20 protein-coding genes are annotated in these 24,507 nt (G+C 40.7%); 16 read left to right on the forward strand and 4 right to left on the reverse strand.

Translation table 11 applies throughout. The features are described 5' to 3' along the window. Nucleotides 1-317: 317 nt before the first annotated feature. The 7 genes from BLW54_RS16000 to BLW54_RS16030 all read left to right on the forward strand — a co-directional run bounded on the left by BLW54_RS16000 (nt 318) and on the right by BLW54_RS16030 (nt 10,483). A complete protein-coding gene (locus BLW54_RS16000; RefSeq protein WP_074735822.1) occupies nt 318-1,370 on the forward strand; it encodes a M14 family metallopeptidase in 1,053 nt (350 codons plus the stop codon). A gap of 342 nt (nt 1,371-1,712) precedes the next feature. Next, on the forward strand, nt 1,713-4,082 hold the full coding sequence (nirB, locus tag BLW54_RS16005) for a nitrite reductase large subunit NirB (protein WP_074735824.1): 2,370 nt from the start codon (nt 1,713-1,715) through the stop codon (nt 4,080-4,082). Between the two features lie 42 nt (nt 4,083-4,124). Then, on the forward strand, nt 4,125-6,296 hold the full coding sequence (gene nasC / locus BLW54_RS16010) for an assimilatory nitrate reductase catalytic subunit NasC (RefSeq protein ID WP_074735826.1): 2,172 nt from the start codon (nt 4,125-4,127) through the stop codon (nt 6,294-6,296). Between the two features lie 22 nt (nt 6,297-6,318). Continuing rightward, nucleotides 6,319-7,782: an MFS transporter gene (locus BLW54_RS16015; protein ID WP_074735829.1), complete on the forward strand. Its 1,464-nt coding sequence runs from the start codon at nt 6,319-6,321 to the stop codon at nt 7,780-7,782. A gap of 373 nt (nt 7,783-8,155) precedes the next feature. Beyond that, nucleotides 8,156-8,773 carry a TetR/AcrR family transcriptional regulator gene (locus BLW54_RS16020; RefSeq protein WP_244153533.1) on the forward strand — a complete coding sequence of 206 codons (618 nt, stop codon included), beginning with the start codon at nt 8,156-8,158 and terminating at the stop codon, nt 8,771-8,773. Nucleotides 8,774-8,887: 114 nt separating this feature from the next. Further along, nucleotides 8,888-9,118, forward strand: coding sequence for a ferredoxin (locus BLW54_RS16025; RefSeq protein ID WP_074735831.1), 231 nt, complete (start codon nt 8,888-8,890; stop codon nt 9,116-9,118). A gap of 135 nt (nt 9,119-9,253) precedes the next feature. Beyond that, on the forward strand, nt 9,254-10,483 hold the full coding sequence (locus BLW54_RS16030; protein ID WP_074735833.1) for a cytochrome P450: 1,230 nt from the start codon (nt 9,254-9,256) through the stop codon (nt 10,481-10,483). A gap of 164 nt (nt 10,484-10,647) precedes the next feature. Here BLW54_RS16030 and BLW54_RS16035 read toward each other — a convergent pair whose 3' ends face one another. Together BLW54_RS16035 and cudC are read right to left on the reverse strand one after the other, a co-directional pair. Continuing rightward, entirely contained in the window at nt 10,648-11,541 is an 894-nt protein-coding gene (locus BLW54_RS16035; RefSeq protein WP_074735835.1) for a glycine betaine ABC transporter substrate-binding protein, read from the reverse strand. A gap of 168 nt (nt 11,542-11,709) precedes the next feature. Next, nucleotides 11,710-12,261, reverse strand: a complete 552-nt coding sequence (gene cudC / locus BLW54_RS16040; protein WP_074735837.1) for a choline uptake/conversion transcriptional regulator CudC — start codon at nt 12,259-12,261, stop codon at nt 11,710-11,712. A 274-nt stretch (nt 12,262-12,535) separates the two neighbouring features. On the opposite strand from cudC, the gene betB reads away from it, so the two are divergent. Together betB and betA are read left to right on the forward strand one after the other, a co-directional pair. Further along, complete coding sequence (betB, locus tag BLW54_RS16045; protein ID WP_244153534.1) at nt 12,536-14,023, forward strand: betaine-aldehyde dehydrogenase; 1,488 nt, start codon at nt 12,536-12,538, stop codon at nt 14,021-14,023. Between the two features lie 138 nt (nt 14,024-14,161). Continuing rightward, nucleotides 14,162-15,844, forward strand: coding sequence for a choline dehydrogenase (gene betA, locus BLW54_RS16050; RefSeq protein WP_035508148.1), 1,683 nt, complete (start codon nt 14,162-14,164; stop codon nt 15,842-15,844). 241 nt (nt 15,845-16,085) lie between these two features. Here betA and BLW54_RS16055 read toward each other — a convergent pair whose 3' ends face one another. Then, on the reverse strand, nt 16,086-16,880 hold the full coding sequence (locus BLW54_RS16055) for an IclR family transcriptional regulator (protein WP_074735841.1): 795 nt from the start codon (nt 16,878-16,880) through the stop codon (nt 16,086-16,088). 294 nt (nt 16,881-17,174) lie between these two features. On the opposite strand from BLW54_RS16055, the gene BLW54_RS16060 reads away from it, so the two are divergent. The 4 genes from BLW54_RS16060 to BLW54_RS16075 are packed head-to-tail and all read left to right on the forward strand — an operon-like array spanning nt 17,175 to nt 20,456. Then, a complete protein-coding gene (locus BLW54_RS16060; RefSeq protein ID WP_074735843.1) occupies nt 17,175-18,629 on the forward strand; it encodes an aldehyde dehydrogenase in 1,455 nt (484 codons plus the stop codon). A gap of 10 nt (nt 18,630-18,639) precedes the next feature. Further along, nucleotides 18,640-19,467 carry a 2-keto-4-pentenoate hydratase gene (locus tag BLW54_RS16065; RefSeq protein WP_074735845.1) on the forward strand — a complete coding sequence of 276 codons (828 nt, stop codon included), beginning with the start codon at nt 18,640-18,642 and terminating at the stop codon, nt 19,465-19,467. Continuing rightward, nucleotides 19,448-20,236 carry a 2-keto-4-pentenoate hydratase gene (locus tag BLW54_RS16070; RefSeq protein WP_074735847.1) on the forward strand — a complete coding sequence of 263 codons (789 nt, stop codon included), beginning with the start codon at nt 19,448-19,450 and terminating at the stop codon, nt 20,234-20,236. Before BLW54_RS16065 ends, BLW54_RS16070 begins: the two co-directional genes overlap by 20 nt. A gap of 28 nt (nt 20,237-20,264) precedes the next feature. Next, nucleotides 20,265-20,456 carry a 4-oxalocrotonate tautomerase gene (locus BLW54_RS16075; RefSeq protein ID WP_074735849.1) on the forward strand — a complete coding sequence of 64 codons (192 nt, stop codon included), beginning with the start codon at nt 20,265-20,267 and terminating at the stop codon, nt 20,454-20,456. A 98-nt stretch (nt 20,457-20,554) separates the two neighbouring features. Here the strand turns inward: BLW54_RS16075 and BLW54_RS16080 are convergent, their stop codons facing one another. Beyond that, entirely contained in the window at nt 20,555-21,439 is an 885-nt protein-coding gene (locus BLW54_RS16080) for a LysR family transcriptional regulator (RefSeq protein WP_074735851.1), read from the reverse strand. A gap of 471 nt (nt 21,440-21,910) precedes the next feature. On the opposite strand from BLW54_RS16080, the gene BLW54_RS16085 reads away from it, so the two are divergent. The 3 genes from BLW54_RS16085 to BLW54_RS16095 are packed head-to-tail and all read left to right on the forward strand — an operon-like array spanning nt 21,911 to nt 24,478. Next, nucleotides 21,911-22,687 carry an SDR family NAD(P)-dependent oxidoreductase gene (locus BLW54_RS16085; RefSeq protein ID WP_083391570.1) on the forward strand — a complete coding sequence of 259 codons (777 nt, stop codon included), beginning with the start codon at nt 21,911-21,913 and terminating at the stop codon, nt 22,685-22,687. Between the two features lie 28 nt (nt 22,688-22,715). Continuing rightward, entirely contained in the window at nt 22,716-23,993 is a 1,278-nt protein-coding gene (locus BLW54_RS16090) for an aromatic ring-hydroxylating oxygenase subunit alpha (protein ID WP_074735853.1), read from the forward strand. Beyond that, nucleotides 23,990-24,478: an aromatic-ring-hydroxylating dioxygenase subunit beta gene (locus tag BLW54_RS16095; protein ID WP_074735855.1), complete on the forward strand. Its 489-nt coding sequence runs from the start codon at nt 23,990-23,992 to the stop codon at nt 24,476-24,478. Before BLW54_RS16090 ends, BLW54_RS16095 begins: the two co-directional genes overlap by 4 nt. Nucleotides 24,479-24,507: the final 29 nt, after the last annotated feature.

Here is a 24,507-nt window from a genome sequence, read left to right on the forward strand (position 1 = left end):
GAGAAGGAACTTAGCGACTACGGATTTTTCCAGTGAACGGAGCTGTTTGTGTCACTTAGGATGGTAACCGCTGTTTGCTTCTTAGGGGCTTTATTAGCCAGCTTCTTTTGGTTGTTCTCCTTTATATAGTCTTTTGAATTTGCGTGCAACTATTTAGTGCGCGCTTAAGCTGCCTTCACTCATTTGTTCCGTATAAATCCGAGAGTGCTGTACGACGTACGGAGGCTGGTTATTTCGGATCATTTTTTTAATAGATAGGAGGTTTTTTCATATGGTGTCAGAATTTAGTATATAATCTATTATTTAGGAGGATGACTTTGAAGAAGAAACTATTAACGGCAGCAGTAACTGGAGCTCTATTCACTTTTGGATCATTTTATGCGGGAACCGGAACAATTTTGGCAGGGGACAACGGCCCGAATGGACCGAATTATAATGGCAATGAAACGATAAAAAATGAACGTCTGCACTCATACGAAGAAATGGTCAGTTACTTAGAAAAATTGGATCAGCGTTCAGAAGCCCTCCAGCTAGAGGTGTATGGCGAATCTGTTAAAAAAAGGGATCTATACTTAGCTAAATTCGGTATGAATGAAGACAACCCTACCATTTTGTTCCTCACTCAGCAGCATGGTAATGAAACGTTAACGACAGAAGGTGCGCTGGAAGTCATTAAATACTTGTCCTCAAACGGAAAAAATGTAAAAGAAATACTTGAAAATGTGAATGTCTTGATAGCACCAAGGCTTAATGTTGATGGAGCTGAAGGGGACGTGAATTTTTCCTTGGAGGATTACGTCTCGGGGACTCACACCCGCTATAATGCGAACGAGGTCGATTTAAACCGCGATCATGTGGACCGCAATCAACCTGAAACCAAAGCGTTGCATGAAAATGTTTTACAGAAGTATCAACCAGATTATATGATCGACCTCCATCATCAGGGTACCCAAACTACTTTGGGGGATACGGGAGAGCTTGTCTCAGGTTCCATTCTGTATCCTACAAATGATGAGGTAGATTCAGTAGTCCGGGAACAATCGAAAAAACTGGGAGCTGTCGTATATAATGCTGTACAGTCCAAAGGCTATGGTCTTTTATCTAAATATCCTGGAGGAAGTGCGCAAACGATCAGCAGAAATGGGTTGGCTGCCGAGTACGGAATTTCTACGCTTTTACTAGAAATGAGAGGCATGGCTGATCATTATCGAGAAGATTATGTGTTAGGGCAAAAGAGTAATGGTTATTTGATTCAACAAGCCGTTACAGCTATGAAAGCTTCATTAAATGCGTTAGCTGACGGTTCTATTGAATCTGCAGACACTTCTTTTTGGGATACGTTACCCGAAAGCAATTATGATGGAGAATAAAGATAGGTGCTAAAGTTGGAGAATTATGTATATAGACGCAATCCCTTATAAGGGATTGCGTCTTTTCATTTCAGGGGCTGGATCATGACGAGCTTCATTTATTTTATAACTAGAATCGAAAGAACCTCCCATGAGTTGAAAGCACTCTTGGGGGGTCTTTTTTATCCATAGATTCTATTCCCTTCAGTAACACGAACTTCTTTTTCACTGAAAAACTTTGTTAGGTTTCCTTACATAGTGTGTGATATATAGAAATGGTAATGTTAAACTTTGAATCTAATAGCAATATTTTCATTCAATATATGCTGCTTTTAAAGCTTTACAACTGCTGGAGGTTTAAAAATGGGAAAGCAAAAACTAGTGGTCATTGGAAACGGAATGGCTGGCGTACGTTGCGTGCAAAACATTCTGAATGAAAATGCAAATCTCTTTAAAATCACTATTTTTGGGAGAGAGCCACATTCAAATTATAGTCGAATTATGCTCTCTTCTGTCTTGCAAGGGGAAACTTCGTTTGACGATATAGTGATCCATCCAAAAAGTTGGTATGAAGAAAATAATATACAACTTTTCTCCGGGGAAACGGTAACGGAAATAGACAAGGATCATAAGTGTGTCAAAACTGACAAATTGAGAGAAGTATCCTATGACAAATTGATTATAGCCACTGGCTCGTCACCTATAATTTTACCACTCCCTGGATCAGATAGAGAAGGGGTGATGTCCTTTCGTACAATAGAAGACTGTCACCGAATGGTGGAGGTATCAAAAAAGCATAAGAAGGCAGTAGTCATTGGTGGAGGACTTTTAGGCCTGGAAGCAGCCAGAGGTTTATTAAATATTGGGATGGAGGTAGATGTGGTCCACAAATCTCGGTTTCTAATGGAAAAACAACTCGATCAAGAAGCCTCGTTGATGCTTCAAACGGAATTGGAGAACCAAGGGATGCATTTTTTATTTGAAAAAGATACAGAGGAAATAGTTGGAGGGAAACGCGTAGAAGGGATTCGTTTTAAAGATGGGGATTATGTGGAAACTGATCTCGTTGTCATGGCTGTTGGAGTAAGGCCGAATATTAAGTTGGCACAAAAAAGCAAGATTGAAACGAACAAGGGCATTCTGGTTGATGATTTTCTGGCTACACGGTCTAGGGATATTTATGCTGTTGGAGAGTGTGCGGAGCATGAAGGAATGGTCTATGGGTTAGTTAAACCACTGTATGAGCAAGGGGAAGTATTAGCCCAGCATCTATGTGGAAATAATCCCTCCGGCTACCGTGGCACCGTTCTTTCTACGCAGTTAAAAATATCTGGTATTGATGTTTTTTCTGTTGGCCAGTTTATAGAGGACCGAACCTCTAAAACGATACATTATCAAAATGAATGGGATGCTGTTTACAAAAAAGTGGTTTTTCGAGGGAACAAAGTCATCGGTGCTGTGCTCTTCGGGGATACACGTTTGGGACCAAGTCTCTTAGATTCGATCGTGAAGCAAAGGGTGATAGCTGATAAGGATAAAGCTTCCTTGTTGGAATCCCCAAATCCGAGTGATTCTTTTGTTGCTTCCTTACCGGTTAGTGAAAATATTTGTACATGCAATAGTGTTTCTAAGAGGACAATCATTCATACTGTCCAGCAGGACGAATTGACAACCATTGAAGAGGTGAAAAACTGTACGAAAGCTTCCAGCTCATGTGGAGGATGCAAGTCTGCCGTTTCAGACCTGCTCGATTATATTCATAGTGAGCATTTTAACGAAGGGGCAGAACAAAGGTCATCCTTGTGTCATTGCACATCTTTAGATGAAGATGAGATTGTTAGGCAAATACAGCTGAACCACCTTTCTACATTACAAGAGGTCATGGATGCGCTTGATTGGAAATTTGAAAAAGGATGCTCCACTTGCCGTCCTGCATTGGAGTTTTATTTGGGCATCATTTTTACAGAGTATGAGATGGAAAATGAACATTCTTTTCTTAATGAACGGATGAATGCAACTCTTCAAAAAGACGGCACATATGCTGTTACCCCCCAGTTTTATGGAGGAGTGCTTGACGGGGATCAGTATATAAAAATTTCAAAAGTGGTGGAAAAATACCCCAGGACCAAGGTCGCTATTTCCAGTGACCAAAATGTTCATATTTTAGGGGTAAGAGAGGAAGAGTTAGAGGGGGTTTGGGCTGCTCTTGACATGCCCCTCCGTTCTTTTAATGAAAATATGGTTCATGTTACGAATACGGGCATTGGAGAATATAGCTGTCTTTGCGATCAAGATCCTTCCCTAAGATTGTCGGAAGAAATAGAACGAAAAACATCTTATTTAAGGCTGCCGAATCGAATCAAAGTCGGGATATCCCCCTGCTTGCATAAAGGAGTAGATTCTATAACCAAAGATATTGGAGTCATAAGGATGAATCAGGGGTGGGAGATTTATGTTGGAGGAAGTGGCGACAAACATGCCCAGGCAGGTGAATTGCTATATGTAGTTGGTATGGATAAGAAAGCTAGCGAGATCATTCGTGGATTTATCGAGTATTACAGGGAGTCTGCTAATTATCTTGAACCCGTATGGCGATGGGTGAATCGAATAGGGGTGGTTCACATAAGAGAAGCGCTATTAGATGAAGAGCTCCTTAACCATTTCCTTCAAAATTTAGACCAACATGTAATCCAAAGGAAACATAAATTAACCAAAAGTTTATTCGTTCAATGAAGATTGTACGTAAAAATAGTTTAGATGGAAGGGTGAAGCCGTTTGACTGAATTAATGCTAAAATACTTTCGGACTAAGCAGCAAGAGGTACAATCACAGAAAGTTTACGATACCCAATGCCCATTTTGCAGTATGCAGTGCAAAATGCAACTGATTGAACAAAGGGTTGTTTCGAGGAGAAATTACAAAACGGTCGGTAAGGACAATCCCACAACAAACGGGCGACTTTGCATAAAAGGTATGAGTGCTCATCAGCATGCCTTACACCATGAACGGATAAAACAACCGATGTTGAAGGTGGACGGGGAGTTTGTACCCATAACATGGAAGAAGGCCCTGGGACATATCAGAGAAAAATATACTGCCATTCAGAGGGAGGATGGTTTAGATGCATTATCAGTATACGGAAGCGCCTCTCTCACGAACGAGGAAGCCTATTTATTAGGTAAATTTGCTCGGGTCGCTTTAAAGACAAAACATATTGATTATAATGGCCGTTTGTGTATGGCTTCCGCAGCCACTGGTGCGAATCAAACCTTCGGAATGGATCGGGGATTCACGAACACCTTGCAAGAGGTTCCCTATACACGCTGTATCATACTTGCTGGAACTAATCTTGCGGAGTGTCAACCAACGGCCATGCCGTATTTTGAAAAGGCGAAAGAGAATGGCGCTTTTATCATTGCCATAGATCCTCGTGAAACGGCAACAACTAAAGCTGCTGATTTGCACTTAAAAAATAAACCAGGTACAGATGCAGCTTTGGCCAATGGACTATTGAAAATATTAATCGAAGAACAAATGATTGATCAATCATTCATCCAAAAACGTGTGAATGGGTTTGAAGAAGTTAGAGAGTACCTTTCTTCTATCGAAATAGAAGAAATTGAATCAATAACTGATCTATCAAAAGAGGAATTATACCAGGCGGCCAGCATTTTTGGTCAAGAAGAATCAGGTATGATTTTTACTGCCAGAGGCATAGAACAACAAACGGATGGTACAGCGGCTGTTCGTGGCTTTTTAAATATTTTATTAGCGACAGGGAAAATAGGCAAGGCTAACTCGGGATATGGGGCAATTACTGGACAAGGGAACGGTCAGGGAGCCAGGGAGCACGGGCAAAAGGCGGATCAGCTCCCTGGTTACCGATCCATTGAAAAAGAGGAGGACCGTGCTTATATTTCCAAAGTCTGGGGAGTAGAGGAAAAGGACTTGCCCGGCAAAGGGGTATCGGCCTACGAGATGTTCGAGAAAGCCTATGAAGGAACAATTTCCGGGATGTTTATAATGTGTTCTAATCCGGTTGTTTCTCATCCAAATGCAAATTTTGTAGAAAAAGCATTGAAGAACCTTAAGTCCCTTATTGTGGTCGATATGTTTATCTCTGAGACTGCGAAATTGGCTGATTTAATCCTGCCTGCTTCTTCATACTTAGAGGATCAGGGGACTATGACCAATGTTGAAGGAAGGGTAACCCTTAGAGAAGCGAACCGCCCCCTACCAGGTAACGTAAAGCATGATTGGCAAATCATTTGTGACATGGCTAAGGTTCTTGGAAAAGGAGATTACTTTTCCTTCACTACAGCAGAAGAAATCTTTGAGGAATTAAGAGTGGCCAGCCGTGGCGGTAAAGCGGATTACTTTGGGATAACTTATGAGAAATTGAGAAAGGAAGACGGGATATTATGGCCATGTCCAAGTGTAGAACATAGGGGGACGGAAAGGTTATTCGAAGACTCTTTTGCACACAAAGATGGAAGGGCAAAGATGGCCGCTATTAGCAATCTCCCTCGTGTTCCAAAACAATCTCAAAGTAAAAAGTACCCTTTATTATTAACGACGGGGCGAGTGATGTCTCAATATCTTACAGGTGAGCAGACAAGAAAAAGCTCCACTTTAGTCGCGAGGAACTTTGAATCTTTCATGGAAATTCATCCGCATACAGCGAAAAAATATCAGCTCGAAGACCATTCTGTAGTAAAAGTTGAATCCAAAACAGGCCATATAAAGGTTAGATGCAAATGGTCTATGAAAATAAGAAAAGATACAGTGTTTGTTCCTTTTCATTGGGTTGGAACACAAAATGTAAACAAATTAGTTTCCGATGATCTGGATCCTTCCTGCAAAATGCCAGGATTTAAAGTGATAGCTGTGAGAGTCAGCAAAGCTTCGAGCGATGGAAATGAAGAAATGGTTTACCCTGACGAATAACTAGAATGGGAGGAAGTATAGCATGGGAAAATCGTATGAAGGAAATCGACACATACTGATCATGTCAACATTGGCATTCTTTGTAAGTGTAATGGTATGGTTCAACATGGCTCCCTTTAATTCTACCATAATGAAACAAATGGGTATTAGCAAAGATGAAATAGGGGTATTGATGCTGGTTAATCTGGGTTTAGCTATACCTGCCAGAATCATTATGGGGCAATGGGTAGATCGATTTGGTCCTACAAAAGTATTTTCTTCCTTGCTAATGGTTATGAGTATTCCGTGTTTTGTCTTTGCTTTTGGAAATTCATATGAACAACTGCTCCTTTCTCGTCTCTTGTTGGGGAGCATTGGGGCGAGCTTTGTTATAGGTATTCGAATGATTTCGGAATGGTTTCCTCAAAAGAGCATGGGGCTTGTTCAGGGAATTTATGCAGGGTGGGGGAATTTTGGGTCGGCTATGGCTTCTTTTTCCCTTCCTTTGCTTGCCTTGATTTTCGGAGGAGAGAGTGGTTGGAGATATGCGATTGCTCTAACTGGCCTTCTTGCTTTGATCTATGGATTGATTTTTTATAGAAAAGTGGCCGATGCTCCCCCTGGAAAGGAATTTAAACGTTCCCCATCTTCTGGGATGATGAGAGTAAATAGTCATTCTGACCTTATTATACTAGTGTTTCTTATTTTTCCAATCTATGGAGGAGTCGCTTTACTTGTATGGTCTCTGCAACGTATGATGTTGCTATCTTTAGCGTGGGCAGTTAGCTTATATGCGTTCCTTGGGGTGTTTTACTTGGTCCATGTCATCAAAATTTGGATTTCAAACCGGTCGTATTTAAATGGAAAAGTTCCGAGCGGTGAGCAAAATTCGATGAAACTAGTCGGTGTATTAAGTCTTGCCTATTTTTCTACGTTTGGTGCTGAGTTAGCTGTTATTTCAATGCTGCCTATGTTTTTTCAAGGGAATTTTGCTTTAGGTGCTATAGGTGGAGGGATGATTGCCAGCAGCTTTGCATTTACTAATTTAGTTGCGCGTCCCGCAGGGGGATGGTTAAGTGATAGATTCGGTCGCAAAAAGATATTGGTGATGTTGTTACTTCTGTTATCTATCTTATATTTTAGCATGTCCTCTTTATCAGGTGACTGGCCGTTAATACTTGCCGTTCTATTGACGATGAGCTGCTCCATGGTCGGACAGGCTGCATCCGGATCCGTTTTTTCAATGGTACCTCTTGTTAAGAAGAGCCAGACAGGCCAAGTTGCAGGTATAGTTGGCGCCTATGGAAATATTGGATCTGTTTGTTTCTTGGCCGTACTTAACCTCCTGTTTCCATCCTTTTTCTTTATCACCATTGGGGTCTTTGCCTTCCTTTGTTCTATTTCCTCGTTCCTTATAAAAGAACCAGGGCCTAAAAATGATGTTCAAGAGCGGATAAACTCAGTAAATAACTACCGATACCCGACTGAAATAAGGCAAAAAGTTTAAATGGAAAACTTTTATCAAGGAATGGGCCACATAATTTTAGTGGTTTCAATCTTTAACTAATTCTTTGACTTGATTGATTAAACATTCATTCCTCATTCTAAATCGAAAAATCCTCTTATTTGTTCATTGAACTTTTAGGAGGATTTTTTTGTCCACTCGCTTTCGATAATTAGAGGGTTTCCATAAGTGATCGGATAGGGACACATATTATCCGCTTCTACGTTTGGTGGGGCCCTCGTTTTTATATACTCACAAAAACACTACAAATTGCCTGTTGTGCAATAATTCTCATTTTGCAACCATATAAATGTGGAAGCTTTTACAAAAAATATATCCATTTTATTTGGAAAGAAGGTGTACGCATAAGCGTTTTATGATGAGCAAACAAAGCTTACGTGAATTAAAAAAGGAAGCGACGGGACATGCGTTGGCTGATGCGGCGTTCGAACTTGCCATTGATCGAGGGTTGGATGGGTTCACCGTCGATGATATTGTCCAACGAGCTGTTTACTCCAGAAGAACGTTCGCAAACCACTTTTCCTGCAAGGAAGAAGCGGTGGCGACAGCAGCTCTGACCTTCAAATCCACCAAGGAAGCCGAAGATTTGATTGGTGACATGTCTGAAAACACTCCTTTACTCGACATGCTGTACCATATGATGAAGATGCAGATGACAGCAGACCATTTTTGGAAAATGCGTAAACTCGTGTCTCTTTCGAGACGAAATCCGACGCTCGTCCCCTATATTCTTAGCGCCTTACAGCGATTGAAAAAATCGGCGCAGCAGATTTTAACTGAATTATCTCATGGTCGTTACTCTAACGAGCACATCCATCTTCTTGTTGGCGCTGTTTATGGGGCTATACAGCCTTTGTACGACGGCAGCTTGGATGTATCATTACCAGGCGAGTCGGCATCGGAAACATCTGAGGCTATATCGTACGAACAATATGTAGACACGATTTTTAATTATTTGCGAAACGGATTTTAAAAACACTGATCCCAGCACAGGACCAGATATCTTTTATCGGAGCGGATTTTTTATTTTCTTCTTTTTGATGTGTGGCTAATACCATATCCATTGGAGAAATACGGAGGTGTGACGATGGGGAAATATGCAATCATTCATCGCGAATCATGTATTGGGTGCGGAAATTGCGAGGTTGTAGCACCAGAGCTTTTTGAACTTGATGAAGAGATGATAGCGTTTGTGAAATTAGATCACAATCAGGGGTCCATCCCAATACCTAAAGGGAACATTGATTTTTTGGAAGAAGCTGTTGAAGAGTGTCCAACGGAATCCATAAAGGTATCTGACCAGCCATTTAATAAGTAAGGTTCAATCGAATGTACTTGGATGACTTAAAAGAAGAGGTTACTTTTGGAAAATCTCCACCCTACAGGGATAAAAAACAAGTAGAACACATAGGGGATCATCCCTTCATTTTGAAAGTTAAAGGAGAGTATCTTGATGGCTAAAGAAGTCATTTCATTGCAGGAAGTGAAAAATTTTGAAACGCGTGCGGAGGAGTTTTTCCCGATACACTGGTATAAAGAAATGTTCAGTTCTCACCCTGTTTATTTCCATGAGGGGACGAATACATGGCATGTTTTTAAGTATGAGGACGTTAAACAAGTTCTGACGAATCATGATATTTTTTCGGTTGAAGGTGATAGGAGTGCCATTCCTGTAGGAGCGAATAACAAAGAAGGAACACTCCCTGATAATGCAAACATTATGGTCGACCCTCCCGTACACAAAAAGAGACGGTCCTTATTGTCGGCAGCATTTACTCCCCGGAGTTTGAAAAATTGGGAGCCCCGTATCCAACGAATTGCGAAAGAACTTGTGGACGACATACAAGTGAATTCCACTGTTGATATTGTTCAAGCTTTGGCAGCTCCTTTACCTGGGATGGTTATTGCGGAATTATTTGGAGTCCCTATAAAAGATCGCACTCAGTTTAAACACTGGGTGGATATTCTCTTTCAACCTTATGAAAAAGGAAAAGAGGATGAAATTGAGGTACGAAAACAAGAGGCTGCTAAAGAGTATTTCCAATACCTCTTCCCTATTGTTGTCGAAAAACGAAAAAATCCATCGGAAGATGTGATCTCTGACTTAATAAAAGCGGAAGTAGATGGTGAAAAGTTTACCGATGATGAAATTGTACGAGTGTCTATGTTTCTTTTAGGTGCAGGCATTGAAACAACTAGTCATGCGCTGGCCAATACGTTTTACTCATTACTTTATGATGATGAATCTCTATATGAAGAACTTCGAAAGGATATAGAGTTGGTTCCGGATGCAGTCGAAGAAATGCTTCGTTATCGGTTTCAGATTTCAAAGAGGGATCGTACCGTTAAACAAGACAATGATTTATTAGGGCCTGAGCTTAAAAAAGGGGATGTCGTTGTTGCCTGGATGAGCGCTGCCAATATGGATGAAGAGATGTTTGATCATCCTTTCACTCTAAATATTCATCGCTCCAACAATAAAAAACATTTGACATTCGGAAAGGGACAGCATTTTTGCCTGGGCGCCCCTCTTGCACGATTAGAAATAAGGGTGGCGTTGGAAGCATTTTTGCAGAAGTTTTCCAGAATCGAACCCATAGAATCATTTGATTTAGAAAACAATTTAACGGCTTCAGCTCCAGGTCAGTCTTTAATGCATCTGCCGATGAAGGTGTATCAATAAAAAAGAGATAGAACAACATTGGGAATCTATATCGTTTCGCTCCCCAAAATAAACGAAGGAGGCTATTTTCTCTTAAAGAAAATAGCCTCTTGTTGGTGTTCATGCTGAAATGGTTCCCTTTTCAATGAAAGGGGAGATCCATCTCTTTATATCTTACTTTATTTTTATTTTACCCATTCATCAACCAGGTCCTGGTTCTCCTCTACCCATTTTTCAGCCCCATCAAGAGGCTCTTCACTATTTTCCACATAGTCAATTAGCTCGCCGATTTGTTGGTCGTCCATTTTCCAGTTCTTAAACCATTCACTCACTTCAGGATAATCTTCTTCAAATCCTTTTCTTGTAGCATGGTGAATTTTTTCTACACCCCCGAATGTATTTTGCGGGTCCTTCAGAAATTTTAAGTCATATTTCGAGAAAACCCAGTGTGGGCTCCAAAGTGGTGCTACAATTGGTTCTTCCCTTTTTACGGCTTCACCAATTTCCGCTAGCATTGCAGATTCGGAGCTGGGTAATAGTTCAAAATTAAGATCGTAGTCCTTAATGGATTGTTCTGTCACTTCCATCGTACCTGCACCAGGGTCAAAACCAACAATTTCACTATTGAACAGTTCTTTATGTTTGTTTAAGTCTTCAATGCTGTTCACTTCTTTTAAATAGGTTGGAACTACCAGCCCTACTTTAGCCTTGTCATACCAAGTCGCATCTGAGAAATTAATCGTATCTTGATATTTCTCCAAATAATTTGCATCCTGAACCGGTAACCAAATTTCTAAACTAGCATCTAGATCGCTATTTTCTAACGCCTTCATCGTACTACCCATGTTCAAATTGTTTAGTTTCACGTCATAACCTTTATCTTTTAAAATCACTTTCCACATATTTGTTACGGCAATATTTTCAGCCCAGTTAATTTGGCCGATCGCTAAAGCTTGATCACTTTCCCCTGAATCTGTATCTTCCTGGTCACTGTTTGTCTCATTAGCGCTTCCGCATGCTGTCAGTAAAGCAACCATTAGAATCGCTAAAATAAAACGGAGTTCTTTTTTCTCCTTCATTTATAAAACGCTCCTTTTGTATATTCACTTCAAAATCTCTCTATATTAAATATATTAAGAATTTATTTAATATAAATGCAAAAAGAATATCGCTCTATTTTATGTATAAATAGAGGATAAATGTAATGCGGTAGTCTATAGCTGCCTTTCTATAGACTACCTGTTCCCTTACTCTTGTTGATCTTTCGGTAAGAATTCAAATATTTTACCGTTTCTTATACTTTCAACTAAGTCATCTAACCAGTGATAGTATATTTTAGATTCTTCTAATTGATCATAGTGCTCCTTTGCCTCCGCTACGATCTCGGGCGTGCTGTTGGAATCTTTTATAACCTCGATAAAATCTTCTTGCGCTTCCTCGATTGCTTCTAAATTCATTTTCACTTCGCGTTCCCACATCTGGCAATAAAAGGCCATAAAAGAACGGAAGAAATTTTTCTCAGCTGCATAGGTGTGTTTCCTAGAACCGCGGGTAAAGGTTTTTTTTACCATTTTTATTTCTTGGAGCCTGCGGACACTAGTACTCATACTCGGTTTACTCATCCCTAGTTCTGAACGCATTTCATCAAGTGTCATCTGATCTTTAAAGTACATCGTGGCATATAAATTTGCAGCAGCTGGTGTTACTCCGTATAAATCCATGGTCTCTGCAATGGCACCAATGACTTTATCTTTAGCTTGTTCTATTTTGATTTTTGGTCTTTCAGTAGATTCACTCATAGGGTCTCTCCTTCAATATAAAGTAAATCGCGTTAAACAATATTCAAATCTTCATTATGATCTTAATGTTAGCGTGTTCAGACGAAATGTCAAATGAAGAGTTGTTCTTTTTCCGAATTGTCATGTCCATTCCTTTCCTATCATAACTATTCCCGCTATTTTTCCTTCTTTATACTTTATTTTTGAATATATTTTGACAGCCCTAAAAAGACATGTTAGTGTTTTATTTGTTAAATAAATTCTTAATAAACTTAACGGTTTTAATACTTCAAAAATGGAGTTGATAGCATTGGACTTAAAATTACAACAATACATTAATGGTAAATGGGTGGGCGCAAATTCGGAGAATACGCGTAATATTATTAATCCATTTAACCAAGAGGTCATTGCCGTTGTCCCAGAAGGGGATGAATCAGATGCAAAAGCGGCCATCGCTTCAGCAAGAGAAGCGTTTGATAATGGGGAATGGGCTCATACCCCTCCCACTGAGCGAGGAGCCGTCGTAAGGAAAATTGCTGAATTGATTGAAAGAGACAAAGAAGAACTTGCTCATTTAGAATCTTTGGATACTGGCAAAACAGTAGAAGAAAGCCGGGGAGATATGGAAGATATCGCTGGAGTATTTCGTTATTATGCAGAACTTGCAGATAAAAATGGCGGTGAGCTGATCGATTCTCCAGTATCAAACTCTATCAGTAAAGTGGTTCATGAACCAGTTGGTGTTTGTGGGCAAATCACACCTTGGAATTACCCTTTACTTCAAGCGTCCTGGAAACTGGCTCCGGCGCTTGTAACTGGGAACACTTTAATTATGAAGCCAAGTGAAATTACACCGCTTACTACTATAAAAGTATTTGAACTAATAGGAGAGGCAGGAGTACCTGCTGGTGTTGCTAACCTAGTACTTGGTTCAGGCGATACAATTGGCGCAGAACTGTCTAGTAACACGGATGTAGATCTTATTTCTTTCACAGGTGGCATTGCGACAGGGAAGAAGATTATGCAAGCGGCAAGTACGAATGTGAAGAATCTTGCTCTTGAGCTTGGCGGGAAAAATCCAAATGTCATCTTTGCTGATGCTGATTTTGAGATAGCCGTCGATCAAGCATTAAATGGAGTATTCTTTCACGCTGGACAAATTTGTTCTGCTGGGACACGGCTGATAGTAGAAGAAAGCATTCATGATGAATTCGTTAACGCGCTTGTGGAACGAGTGAAAAAAATCAAGCTGGGAAGTGGATTTGATGAAGATACTCAAATGGGGCCGCTTATTTCAGCTGAACATCTTGCGAAAGTAGAAAAATATGTACAAGCAGGGGTTGAAGAAGGGGCTACCTTAGCAGTTGGCGGTAAACGCCCGGAAGATCCCGAATTACAAAAAGGCTTTTTCTACTTGCCTACTATTTTCACAGATTGCACAACAGACATGAGCATTGTTCAAGAAGAAGCATTTGGTCCCATTATTACAGTTGAGAAATTCTGTGCAGAGGAAGAAGCCATTAAGCTTGCTAATGACTCCATCTACGGACTTGCTGGTGGCGTATGGACTAATGATATTGCTAAAGCTGAACGCTGTGCAGCGAAGATGCGCATGGGTACGGTTTGGATTAATGAATTTAACTTATACTTCCCGCACGCTCCATGGGGTGGGTTTAAGCAGTCAGGTATTGGGCGCGAACTCGGCAAACTAGGCATTGAAGAATATACAGAAACCAAGCATATCTTCCAAAATCTTAAACCTGAGCCTTTGAACTGGTTCTAAGCTGATCATCTATTATTTATTTTACTAAAGTACACAAATCTATGAACTAGATTTAAATAAATAAGGGAGGGTGTTTGAGCAATGTTTTTCTATTGCTTGCATCCCTCTTTTTAATATCAACATGAGGAGGAATAAAACATGAGTGAAACATATGACATTGTTATCGTTGGAGGCGGTAGTGCGGGTTCTGTACTCGGCGATCGTCTAAGTGAAGATGGAACCAAGAGTGTTCTTGTTTTAGAAGCGGGGCGCAGTGATTATTCATGGGATCTATTGATTCAAATGCCGGCAGCTTTGCCATTTCCCGCCGGCAAGAGTCTCTACGATTGGAAATATGAATCTGATCCCGAGCCATATATGAATGGACGACGTATCAAGCATGCCAGAGGGAAGGTCCTTGGAGGTTCTAGTTCAATCAACGGGATGATTTATCAACGTGGAAATCCAATGGATTATGAACGTTGGGGAGCCGACGAAGGTATGGGAACGTGGGATTTTGCACACTGTCTCCCTTATTTCAAACGCTTGGAAAATGCTTTAGGCTCACCAGATGATGAGCTTCGCGGCCATGATGGACCAATCAAATTGGAACGCGGGCCAGCAAAGAATCCTTTATTTCAAGCATTCTTTGAATCAGGTGTACAAGCTGGTTACTCACGAACTCCTGATGTGAACGGTTTTCGTCAGGAAGGGTTCGGTCCGTTTGATAAGCATGTATACAAAGGGCAGCGATTGTCAGCATCACGTGCCTATTTACATCCGGCAATGAAACGTGAAAACCTAACGGTAAAAACGCGTGCTTTTGTTACGAGTATTGATTTCGATGGTACTCGAGCGAAAGGGTTGACTTACCGACGAAACGGTCAAACTCACCAGGTGAATGCAGGGGAAGTCATCCTTTCAGGAGGGGCAATCAACACGCCACAGCTACTTCAACTGTCAGGTGTAGGAGATGCCGAACACCTTCGCTCACTTGGCATTAAGCCGGTTGTTAACCTTCCAGGTGTAGGAGAAAACCTCCAGGATCATCTCGAAGTTTACATCCAGCACGCATGTCCGTTACCTGTCTCCGAACAGCCTAACTTAAATAAAACGCGCATGCCTTGGATTGGTTTGCAGTGGATGTTCGGACGCACTGGGCCGGCAGCGACTAATCATTTCGAAGGGGGAGGTTTCGTCCGTTCAAACGAGGACGTCGACTACCCGAATTTAATGTACCACTTCCTTCCGGTTGCCGTACGTTACGATGGACAAAAAGCGCCAACTGATCATGGATTCCAAGTTCATGTCGGGCCCATGTATTCTGATGCCAGAGGATCATTGAAGATTCGTTCAAAAGATCCTAAAGAGCATCCAAGCATGGTCTACAACTACCTTTCTACTGAACAGGACCGGCGCGAATGGGTGGAAGCGATAAGAGTCACCCGGAAGATCATGTCTCAACCTGCTATGAAGCCTTACAATGCAGGTGAAATCTCACCTGGTCCTACTGTTCAAACAGACGAGGAAATTTTGGAATGGGTGAAAGAAGATGCTGAGACGGCCCTTCACCCTTCTTGTACCGCGAAAATGGGGCCTAAATCAGATCCAATGGCTGTCGTAGATCCGCAGTCCATGAAAGTTCACGGGCTCGACAATGTACGAGTGGTCGATGCATCTGCCATGCCTTACGTTACAAACGGCAATATCCATGCACCTGTGTTGATGTTGGCGGAAAAGGCTGCAGACCTTATCCTTGGACGTAAACCGCTGGATCCTATTCATGCCGACTTCTATCGTCATGGAGTACATCCGGCTGATGCAGGCACAGCAACTAAATAACGCTTATCAGGAGAAGGCCTCTTTTAAAATGTATTTGCTGTTGGAGCATACATTTAGGAAAGAGTGCCTTCTCTTTTTTTCTAGAAGTATAATTATACCTACTGATCCAAGCTTTTTATGCCTATGGCGAAGCCCTCATTTACCGAATATCTTACTCAATATCGTAGGTTAGTAGATGTGGAATAATCTTTAAATAGAACCTAACGAATAGGTGTATAAACGTAATGGGTACTTTAATTTCTTAAAAACGCCTAAAATACTTTTCATCATACCCCATTCGTTCAGATGCCTCTTTTCCAGCTTCCATAACTTTTTTGGCAACATCAGGAATTTTGTATTCCTTCATGCGCTGGATAGGTCCGACTACGGTAATGGCGCTGACTACTTTCCCCTTATAATCCCGAATCGGTGCAGCGACTGATTTAGTTCCTTCTGTTAACTCCTCTGTACTGACTGCATATCCCTTCTCTCGTATAGTACATAGTTCTTGTCGGAGTAAATCTGGATCGGTGATGCTGTTCTCTGTATAGGAAACCAACCCTTGTTTAATGACATCCTCCACAATATCTCCTTCACTAAAAGCAAGCAGTACTTTCCCTGAACTTGTACAGTAGGAGGGGTTCCGCCGCCCGACATGCGTCAAGATTCGAACAGGGTGATGACACTCCTCTTTATGGATATATATGGTATCAAGTCCATCAAGGATCGCTAAATGAGCCGTTTCACCAGTATCATTGACTAGCTTATATAGAACAGGTGCAGATTCTTTGTGAATTTCCAGGTTGTTAGTAACAATCCCGCCTAGTGTGAGAACAGAGATTCCTAATCGGTAGGCATTGGTTTTTTGATCTTTTATTACAAACCCTTCACTAGCAAGGGTTGATAGTAATCGGCTGACTGTACTTTTAGCTAGATTTAAAGATTCGGCTAGTTCGCTCACCTTTTTGGTGGGCTCAAATGTAGTAAAGCTTTTTAAGATAAGTAATGCATTTTTAACCGAGGAAAGGGTTTGGGGTTGTTTTTTATTTTTAGTCATATTTCCACCTCTCTTAAATATCGTTCTGTATAAAGGAACGCCAAAATAGAGCAGTTGATCGTCAGTATACACATTAATTATAGGTAATTTTGGACGATATATAAATGGTAATTGAGTGAAAATTTAATTATTTCATTTTTGTTGCATATAGAGGAACGGCTGCCTTTTTCAAAATTTTAATTGTACCTATAATGGACTTGTGTTGAAAGGGATTTCAATAAATATAAGGGATTGGTTACCAAAACCTCGGGAACTATAAATAGTTTCCGGAAAATTAAGGAGGATTTCTATACTATGCAAACGACTAAAACCAAAGCGATTGATTGCTCTCATTACATTGATGGCGGCTATGTAAAGTCAAACAGTGGAAAATCGTTTAAAAATGTTAATCCAGCAACTGAGGAAGTATTAGGAACGGTTGCAGAAGGAGGGAAAGAAGAAGTTGACCAGGCGGTACGTGCTGCCAGAAAGGCACTTAATGGTGAATGGGGCGGCATGCCTTTAAAAAAAAGATCCAATATTATACGTAAAATTGGTGATTTGATCTTGGAGAGAAAAGAGGAACTCGCTGAGCTTGAATCTTTAGATACAGGCAAACCATTATGGCTTTCTAATAATGTGGATATTGACCGGGCGGCTAATAACTTCTATTTTTTCGCTGATTATATGACTTCAGTCGGGACCGAGGCTTACCAACAAGATGATATAGCCATTCATTATGCTGTTCGCCGTCCAGTTGGAGTGGTGGGTCTCATTAACCCATGGAATTTGCCATTATTCCTGATGACTTGGAAGCTGGCTCCTGCTCTTGCAGCGGGAAATACAGCCGTAATGAAGCCATCTGAAGTGACTCCAATGACAGCAACTGTGCTGGCTCAAATTTGTAAGGATGCCGGGGTGCCGGATGGTGTGGTCAATATGGTTCATGGCTTTGGTGAAACAGGAGCTGCTCTATCTTCTCATGAGGACGTTGATGCAATTGCCTTTACGGGTGAAACGGTCACAGGATCAACGATTATGAAGGCTGCTGCTCCAACATTGAAGAAATTGTCCTTTGAACTTGGGGGTAAAAATCCGAATGTCATCTTTGCAGATGCAGAAATGGACGATGTGATTGAAACTACGATTAAATCCAGCTTCATTAATCAAGGTGAAGTTTGTTTGTGTGGTTCAAGGATTTATGTGGAGCGTTCGGCGTACGATGAGTTCCTTGAACGATTTGTAGCGAGAACAAAAGAACTTAAAGTTGGAGATCCTTTTGACCCAGATACAAACGTCGGGGCATTAGTCAGCGAAGAACACTATAGCAAAGTAATCAGTTATTTGGGTATTGCAAAAGAAGAAGGCGGTACATTTTTGACGGGTGGTAAGGCTACGGAAGGATTAGATAAAGGGTTCTTCGTAGAACCAACGATCATTACGGGATTAGGAAGCGATTCGAGGTGTGTACGTGAAGAAATCTTCGGTCCGGTCGTTACTGTTGTTCCTTTTGATACAGAGGACGAAGTACTCGAACAAGTTAATGATACACACTATGGTTTAAGTGCAAGTCTATGGACAAGTGATATTAAGCGTGCCACCCGTTTCAGCGGACAAATTGAAGCTGGCATGGTCTGGGTGAACACATGGTTCCTCCGTGACTTACGTACACCATTCGGAGGAATGAAACATAGTGGTATCGGCCGTGAAGGTGGAGCTCATAGTTTTGATTTCTACTCCGAATTAACAAATATTACGTTAAAAATGTAGGGGGATGGCAATGAAAACGGAATTCTCAACGAAAAGGGAAACTTATGCTAAACATTTAGCTGATGCCTGGAGTAAAGGAGAAGGGGTTCAACCTATCACAGAGCTGGACCCTGAGCTCTCCATTGACGAAGCCTACCAGGTTCAGTTATGCACTATAGAACAAAACGTGAGAAACGGGCAGAGGATTACAGGGAAGAAAATCGGACTGACATCAAAAGCCATGCAGAATTCTTTAGGTGTCAACGAACCCGACTATGGACATTTACTAGATCAAATGGAGTGTAAGAACAGGGGAGAGATCTCCTTTAAGCAAGTTTTACAGCCGAGGGTAGAAGGTGAAATTGCGTTTATATTAAAAGATGATTTAGCCGGGCCAAATATAACGACATTTGATGTTTTAAAGGCAACCGATGTTATTGTCCCTGCACTTGAAATTGTAGACAGTCGTATTAAAGATTGGAATATTACATTAGCTGACACAGTGGCCGATAATGCCTCCTCCGGGATGTATATCCTCGGAGGAAGACCTAAAAAAATTGGTGATGTAAATCTAAAGCAAGTAGGGATGGCCCTTTATAAAAATGATGAATTACTAAACACAGGTGTTGGGGCAGCAGCCCTGGGGGACCCTGTAAAATGTGTGGCCTGGCTGGCCAATAAGCTGTCAATCTATGGCATCACATTAAAAGCGGGTGAAATTGTTCTTTCTGGAGCACTATCAGCTGCCATAGCCGCCGAACCTGGGGACCATTTTCACGCAAAATTTGCTGAGCTAGGTGAAGTACACGTTTCATTCAAAGGGGAAGAGGGGGCAAATGATGGAGACAAATCTAATTAATGAGCTTGCTAGTTATGTGCATTATGCAGAAAAAGAAAGACAGGAAATAACAAAAATTACAGCCGATTTATATCCGGAACTTTCCATTGATGAGGCGTACCTCGTCCAAGCTGAGCTGATTCGCAAAAAAATTAAAGAGGGGGGCCAAATCATTGGCCCAAAAATGGGAATCACTAGTGAAGCTAAAATGAAACAGATGAATGTGGATGATCCTATCTATGGATATGTATTTGACGATATGGTTGTCGAAGAGGGAGATTCCATTTCCCTATCGGATTATATTCATCCTAAAGTGGAACCTGAAATTGGCTTTATTTTATCTAGGGATTTAGAAGGACCAAATACGACAGCTCTTGATGTACTGCGAGCTACAGAATATGTATTTCCAGCAATAGAGATTATTGACAGCCGATATGAGAATTTCAATTTTACGCTACCGGATGTTATTGCAGATAATACATCTGCAGCAGGTGCCGTGTTTGGAACTTACTTTAGAAAACCGGAAGAATTAGAACTTGATGTTGTTGGTGTGACGTTGTCTATAAATGGAGAAATTCAATCTTTGGGGGCTGGAGCTGCTGTTCTTGGGAACCCTGCTAATTCTGTTTCAAGACTAGCTCATATGTTAAGTAAAAAGGGAGAAAAAGTACAAGCGGGGCAGCCGATTTTAACGGGTGGTGTCACAGCCGCCGTCCGTCTATCTCCAGGTGATTTAGTACAAGTTACTTATGGGGGATTAGGTGAAGTCTCATTTTTTGTGCAAGAATAATAGAATTTTTTAGAGGAGGTGAACCGACTTGCCGATTATCAACATACAATTAATGGAAGGAAGAGATTCTAATAAAATTCAAACGTTGATGAAGAATGTCACCGATATTGTCAGTGAGTCACTGGATGCTCCTAAGGAAAATGTACGTGTCCTTGTGAATGAAGTGCCAAAGACACATTGGTCCATTGGAGGTACAAGTGCGAAAGAATTAGGAAAATGACTGCATTGAACTTTAATAAGCCCCTATTTCATCCAAGGTATGAAATAGGGGCTTATTATTTTTTTACTAAAAAGTATATCAATATGGTCTCCTACGTGTTAAAGGATTTCGGTATATTTATGATTGATGATGGAGTATATAATCTTTTTTGCCAGACTTTCAATACGGGAATTAATTCGATATTGGACATAGACTTGATTGGGAATACTATAAATCTCATCGATTTCCCGGATTTCCACCTCCCCTTTATACCGTTTATCAATTCCCAATTTGGGTATAATTCCAATCCCTATATCATTGGCAACAGCATTTAACAGCATTTCGTTATTATCAACATCCATGCGGGTGACGTTTTGGGCGCCAATGAGCTGTTTATCAATTAACCTCCATAATGATGAATTTCTTCTATAACTTATGATTGTTTCCCCTTTTAAGTCTGTTACATGAAGGGATTGTTTATGACATAGCCGGTGTTTCTTTGGCAGAACAACCACCAGGTTGTTGTCAAATAAGTATTCTGAAATGATGTCAGGGTTATTTGAGAGAGGTTGTCTGGTAAAGATTAAGTCTACATCTCCTGATAGGGCTTTTTCATTTAAACTGACTGAATCATACCCTTCGATCACTTGAATATCTATATTCCCTATCGATTGAATCGTTTTTAATAGCTCAACAATAAATGAATGGGAATATCCAGGAGAGAAGCCAACTTTTATGACCGGATCTTTTAACAGGTTTGGAATTTCTTTGGAATGATTAATATAGATTAGAATATTTTTGGCGTAATCTATGAACATCTTCCCTTCTTCTGTTAAAAAGATTTCATGACCTATTCTTTTAAATAGTTGACATTGCAGGATATCTTCCAAAGCTTTTATTCGTGAGGTAACAGTTGGTTGTGTGACATTAAGGGCTACTGCAGCTTTTGAATAACTCTTATATTTGGCTATGGTAAGGAACGTATGTAATTGACATTCATTCATCTAATTCCTCCTAAACTCACGTGGTTAAAAGGGGTATTTAAAGAAAGCGTTTTCATATGTGGCTAATATTATTTCTAAATAATAGGTGAAGTAATGACCTAATGGGAAAATAGAGAAAGAAAGAGGTCAACTACCCTGAACGGCCATTTTTAAAAGGAGAGTGAAGGGCACCTTAAGCATCAGCACAAGAAGGTTACTTTGATTATATTTATAGGAAGAACAGCTTGTCAACTTAATTAACAGAATCTTTCTATTATAAAAGTCCTTTGCAGAACACTGTATTAATAATTTTTTTAAATTCATGAAAAAGTAAATAAATATTCAATTGGTATCTAAATATTCTGACTACTATACTTGAAAGTAAGCAATAACAAAGCAATCTATATTGACGACATGATTAACCGCTAAGGAGGGATTGCGGGAATTTATGTAAGCGCTGCAAAGTCCATGGGAGAAAGGAAGGGCTCTACTTTGGAAGATAACCGTATGAGTGAATCATTAGAGGGAAAGGTTGCTATTGTAACAGGATCTGCTCGGGGAATTGGGCGTGCGATTGCATTAAAGTTAGCTCATTCAGGTGCTAATGTGTTGATTAGTGGGACTAATGAAGAGCGAACACATAAAGCTTGCGAAGAAATGCAAGCGCTAACAAAATCGCAAATTAAATACTATGCCGGAGACCTTTCTGAAGAAGAAAATGTCGAGGAAATGGTGAAATACACCATAGATAGTTGGGGCAAAATTGACATTTTAGTAAATAACGCAGGTGGAGGGGTTATCTTACCATTTTTAGAACAAACCCCCGATACACTGAAGACAACAATAAATAGAAATTTATGGACCGCTATTTGGTCTTGTTACAAGGTCTTACCTTATATGGTCGAAGCCCGCCAGGGGAGAATTATTAATGTAGGCGCTGATTCAGTAAGAAATGGTTTATGGGAACATGCAGCTTACAATGCGGCAAAAGGCGGTGTCCATGCAATGACTACTGGGTTAGCAAGAGAATTTGCAGAAGGTGATATTACCGTAAATACGGTTGCTCCACCCGCAGTAGACTGTGAAGCGCTAGATAGGATAAGGGAAAGAGATTCCGGTTTAGTGGATAAATATATTGACATTATTCCAAAGGGGAGAGCCGCAAGAGAAGAAGAGGTAGCAGACTCCGTTTGGTATTTATCCACCGATGGAGCAAGCTTCATTACAGGTCAAGTGATTAGTGTCAATGGTGGAAGTAATATGCTTTAGGCAAATGTATTTTGAAAGGGTGAGCGAAATGAAGGAATTAATCCGGGATAATACGGAAAAATGTGAATTTCTTGTTCATAGAAGTGTATTTACTGATAGAGAGATACTAGCTAGAGAAAGAGCAGAAATTTTTAATAAGTGTTGGTTGTTTATTGGGCACGAATCGGAAATTCCTGAAAAAGGGGATTACAAACGGAAAAAAGTAGGAGGACGTAACTTACTACTTGTCCATAGCCATGATGGAGAAATGAGAGCATTATACAACACATGCCCACATCGTGGTGCGCTTGTTTGTAGAGAAAACTCAGGGAATTCTAGAGTGTTCCGTTGTTTCTATCATGCATGGAGCTTTACAAATGACGGTCAACTAGCAGGTATGCCAGGGAAAGATGGTTTCCCTGATGATTTTAACTGTGATGGAACGAAAAATATGACAGAAGTTAATAGGTTGGAAAGCTATCGCGGATTTATGTTTGTTAACTTTGACGATCATGCCAATTCTCTTGATGAATACTTAGGTAATGCCAAGGAATATATTGATTTGGTAGCTGATCAATCGGAAGCTGGAATGGAGGCTCTCGGTGGAGTACAAGAGTACAGTGTGAGAGCGAATTGGAAGTTGCTAGCTGAAAATAGTGTGGACCTCTATCATGGTATGCCTACCCATAAGACATATTTCGATATAAAACAAGGACAAGATCCTGACTTGAAAAAAGTGAAGTTAGAAGGAAAAGGAGTCGACCTTGGAAATGGTCACGCTGTTATGGAATATGTGGCTCCCTGGGGGAGACCTATTGCACAGTGGACTCCTATATGGAACGAAGACCTAAAAAAGGATATGGAGAAAATTAAAGCTAGGTTAGTGGAGAGGTTCGGCGAAGAACGTGCAGACAGAATCGCAAATTACAACCGAAATATTGTGATTTTCCCTAATCTGGTTATCAATGACATTATGGCGATTACGGCAAGAACCTTCTACCCTACCTCTCCTGGTTATATAGAAGTATCCGGGTATGCATTCGCTCCTAAAGGAGAGGATGAGGAACACCGAATGGCAAGAAATGATAACTTCTTAGAATTCTTGGGACCGGGGGGATTTGCTACGCCAGATGATAATGAAGCATTGGAACTATGTCAGGAAGCCTACAACAATAACCAAGAAGTTCAGTGGAATGATATCTCTAAAGGGATGGTAAGAGGAGAAGACAATACATTGGCAACAGACGAGATTCAAATGAGAAGCTTCTGGAGGCAATACAAAACCAGAATTGAACAATCCCTGAATAAGGAGGTTGCTCAGACATGACGGTAGCAACTATAACACGTCAAGATGTTGTTAATTTCCTATATACGGAAGCCAAATTACTGGATGAGTGGAAATTAACCGAATGGGCAGCATTGTTTACGGAGGATGCGAGTTATACCATTCCGCCTATAGGTGATCCCGATGCCAACCCAAAGGACTCTTTGTTTTTTGTTCATGACACTCGCGCACGCCTGCAAGAACGTGCTGAAAGATTACTAAAGAAAGAAGCCCATGTCGAATACCCGCACTCTACCACGCTTCGAAACTATCATAATATTATGGTTGGTGATTTGGACTCTCCGGTGATTCGCGTGGAGTGCAATTTTACAACACACCGGACAAAAAGAGAAGTATTGGATACGTTTATTGGAAGACATATCTATGAAATCGTTCAAATGAATAACGGGCTGGCTATAAAAAGTAAAAAGGTGATTCTACATTTAGATAGTCTAAGACCGCAAGGAAAGATTAGTTTGATCTTATAAAAGAGATATAAAAAGAAAGGTGGTGAATG

It is taken from the genome of Halobacillus karajensis, assembly GCF_900108515.1.
In the GTDB taxonomy this organism is placed as follows: domain Bacteria; phylum Bacillota; class Bacilli; order Bacillales; family Halobacillaceae; genus Halobacillus; species Halobacillus karajensis.

Excerpts from the sequence above, each read along its gene's own strand:
- nirB (WP_074735824.1), top strand. The coding sequence starts at position 1,713 with ATGGGAAAGCAAAAACTAGTGGTCATTGGAAACGGAATGGCTGGCGTA.
- BLW54_RS16015 (WP_074735829.1), top strand. The coding sequence starts at position 6,319 with ATGGGAAAATCGTATGAAGGAAATCGACACATACTGATCATGTCAACA.
- BLW54_RS16020 (WP_244153533.1), top strand. The coding sequence starts at position 8,156 with ATGATGAGCAAACAAAGCTTACGTGAATTAAAAAAGGAAGCGACGGGA.
- BLW54_RS16025 (WP_074735831.1), top strand. The coding sequence starts at position 8,888 with ATGGGGAAATATGCAATCATTCATCGCGAATCATGTATTGGGTGCGGA.
- BLW54_RS16030 (WP_074735833.1), top strand. The coding sequence starts at position 9,254 with ATGGCTAAAGAAGTCATTTCATTGCAGGAAGTGAAAAATTTTGAAACG.
- BLW54_RS16035 (WP_074735835.1), bottom strand. The coding sequence starts at position 11,541 with ATGAAGGAGAAAAAAGAACTCCGTTTTATTTTAGCGATTCTAATGGTT.
- cudC (WP_074735837.1), bottom strand. The coding sequence starts at position 12,261 with ATGAGTGAATCTACTGAAAGACCAAAAATCAAAATAGAACAAGCTAAA.
- betB (WP_244153534.1), top strand. The coding sequence starts at position 12,536 with ATGGAGTTGATAGCATTGGACTTAAAATTACAACAATACATTAATGGT.
- betA (WP_035508148.1), top strand. The coding sequence starts at position 14,162 with ATGAGTGAAACATATGACATTGTTATCGTTGGAGGCGGTAGTGCGGGT.
- BLW54_RS16055 (WP_074735841.1), bottom strand. The coding sequence starts at position 16,880 with ATGACTAAAAATAAAAAACAACCCCAAACCCTTTCCTCGGTTAAAAAT.
- BLW54_RS16060 (WP_074735843.1), top strand. The coding sequence starts at position 17,175 with ATGCAAACGACTAAAACCAAAGCGATTGATTGCTCTCATTACATTGAT.
- BLW54_RS16065 (WP_074735845.1), top strand. The coding sequence starts at position 18,640 with ATGAAAACGGAATTCTCAACGAAAAGGGAAACTTATGCTAAACATTTA.
- BLW54_RS16070 (WP_074735847.1), top strand. The coding sequence starts at position 19,448 with ATGGAGACAAATCTAATTAATGAGCTTGCTAGTTATGTGCATTATGCA.
- BLW54_RS16080 (WP_074735851.1), bottom strand. The coding sequence starts at position 21,439 with ATGAATGAATGTCAATTACATACGTTCCTTACCATAGCCAAATATAAG.
- BLW54_RS16090 (WP_074735853.1), top strand. The coding sequence starts at position 22,716 with ATGAAGGAATTAATCCGGGATAATACGGAAAAATGTGAATTTCTTGTT.
- BLW54_RS16095 (WP_074735855.1), top strand. The coding sequence starts at position 23,990 with ATGACGGTAGCAACTATAACACGTCAAGATGTTGTTAATTTCCTATAT.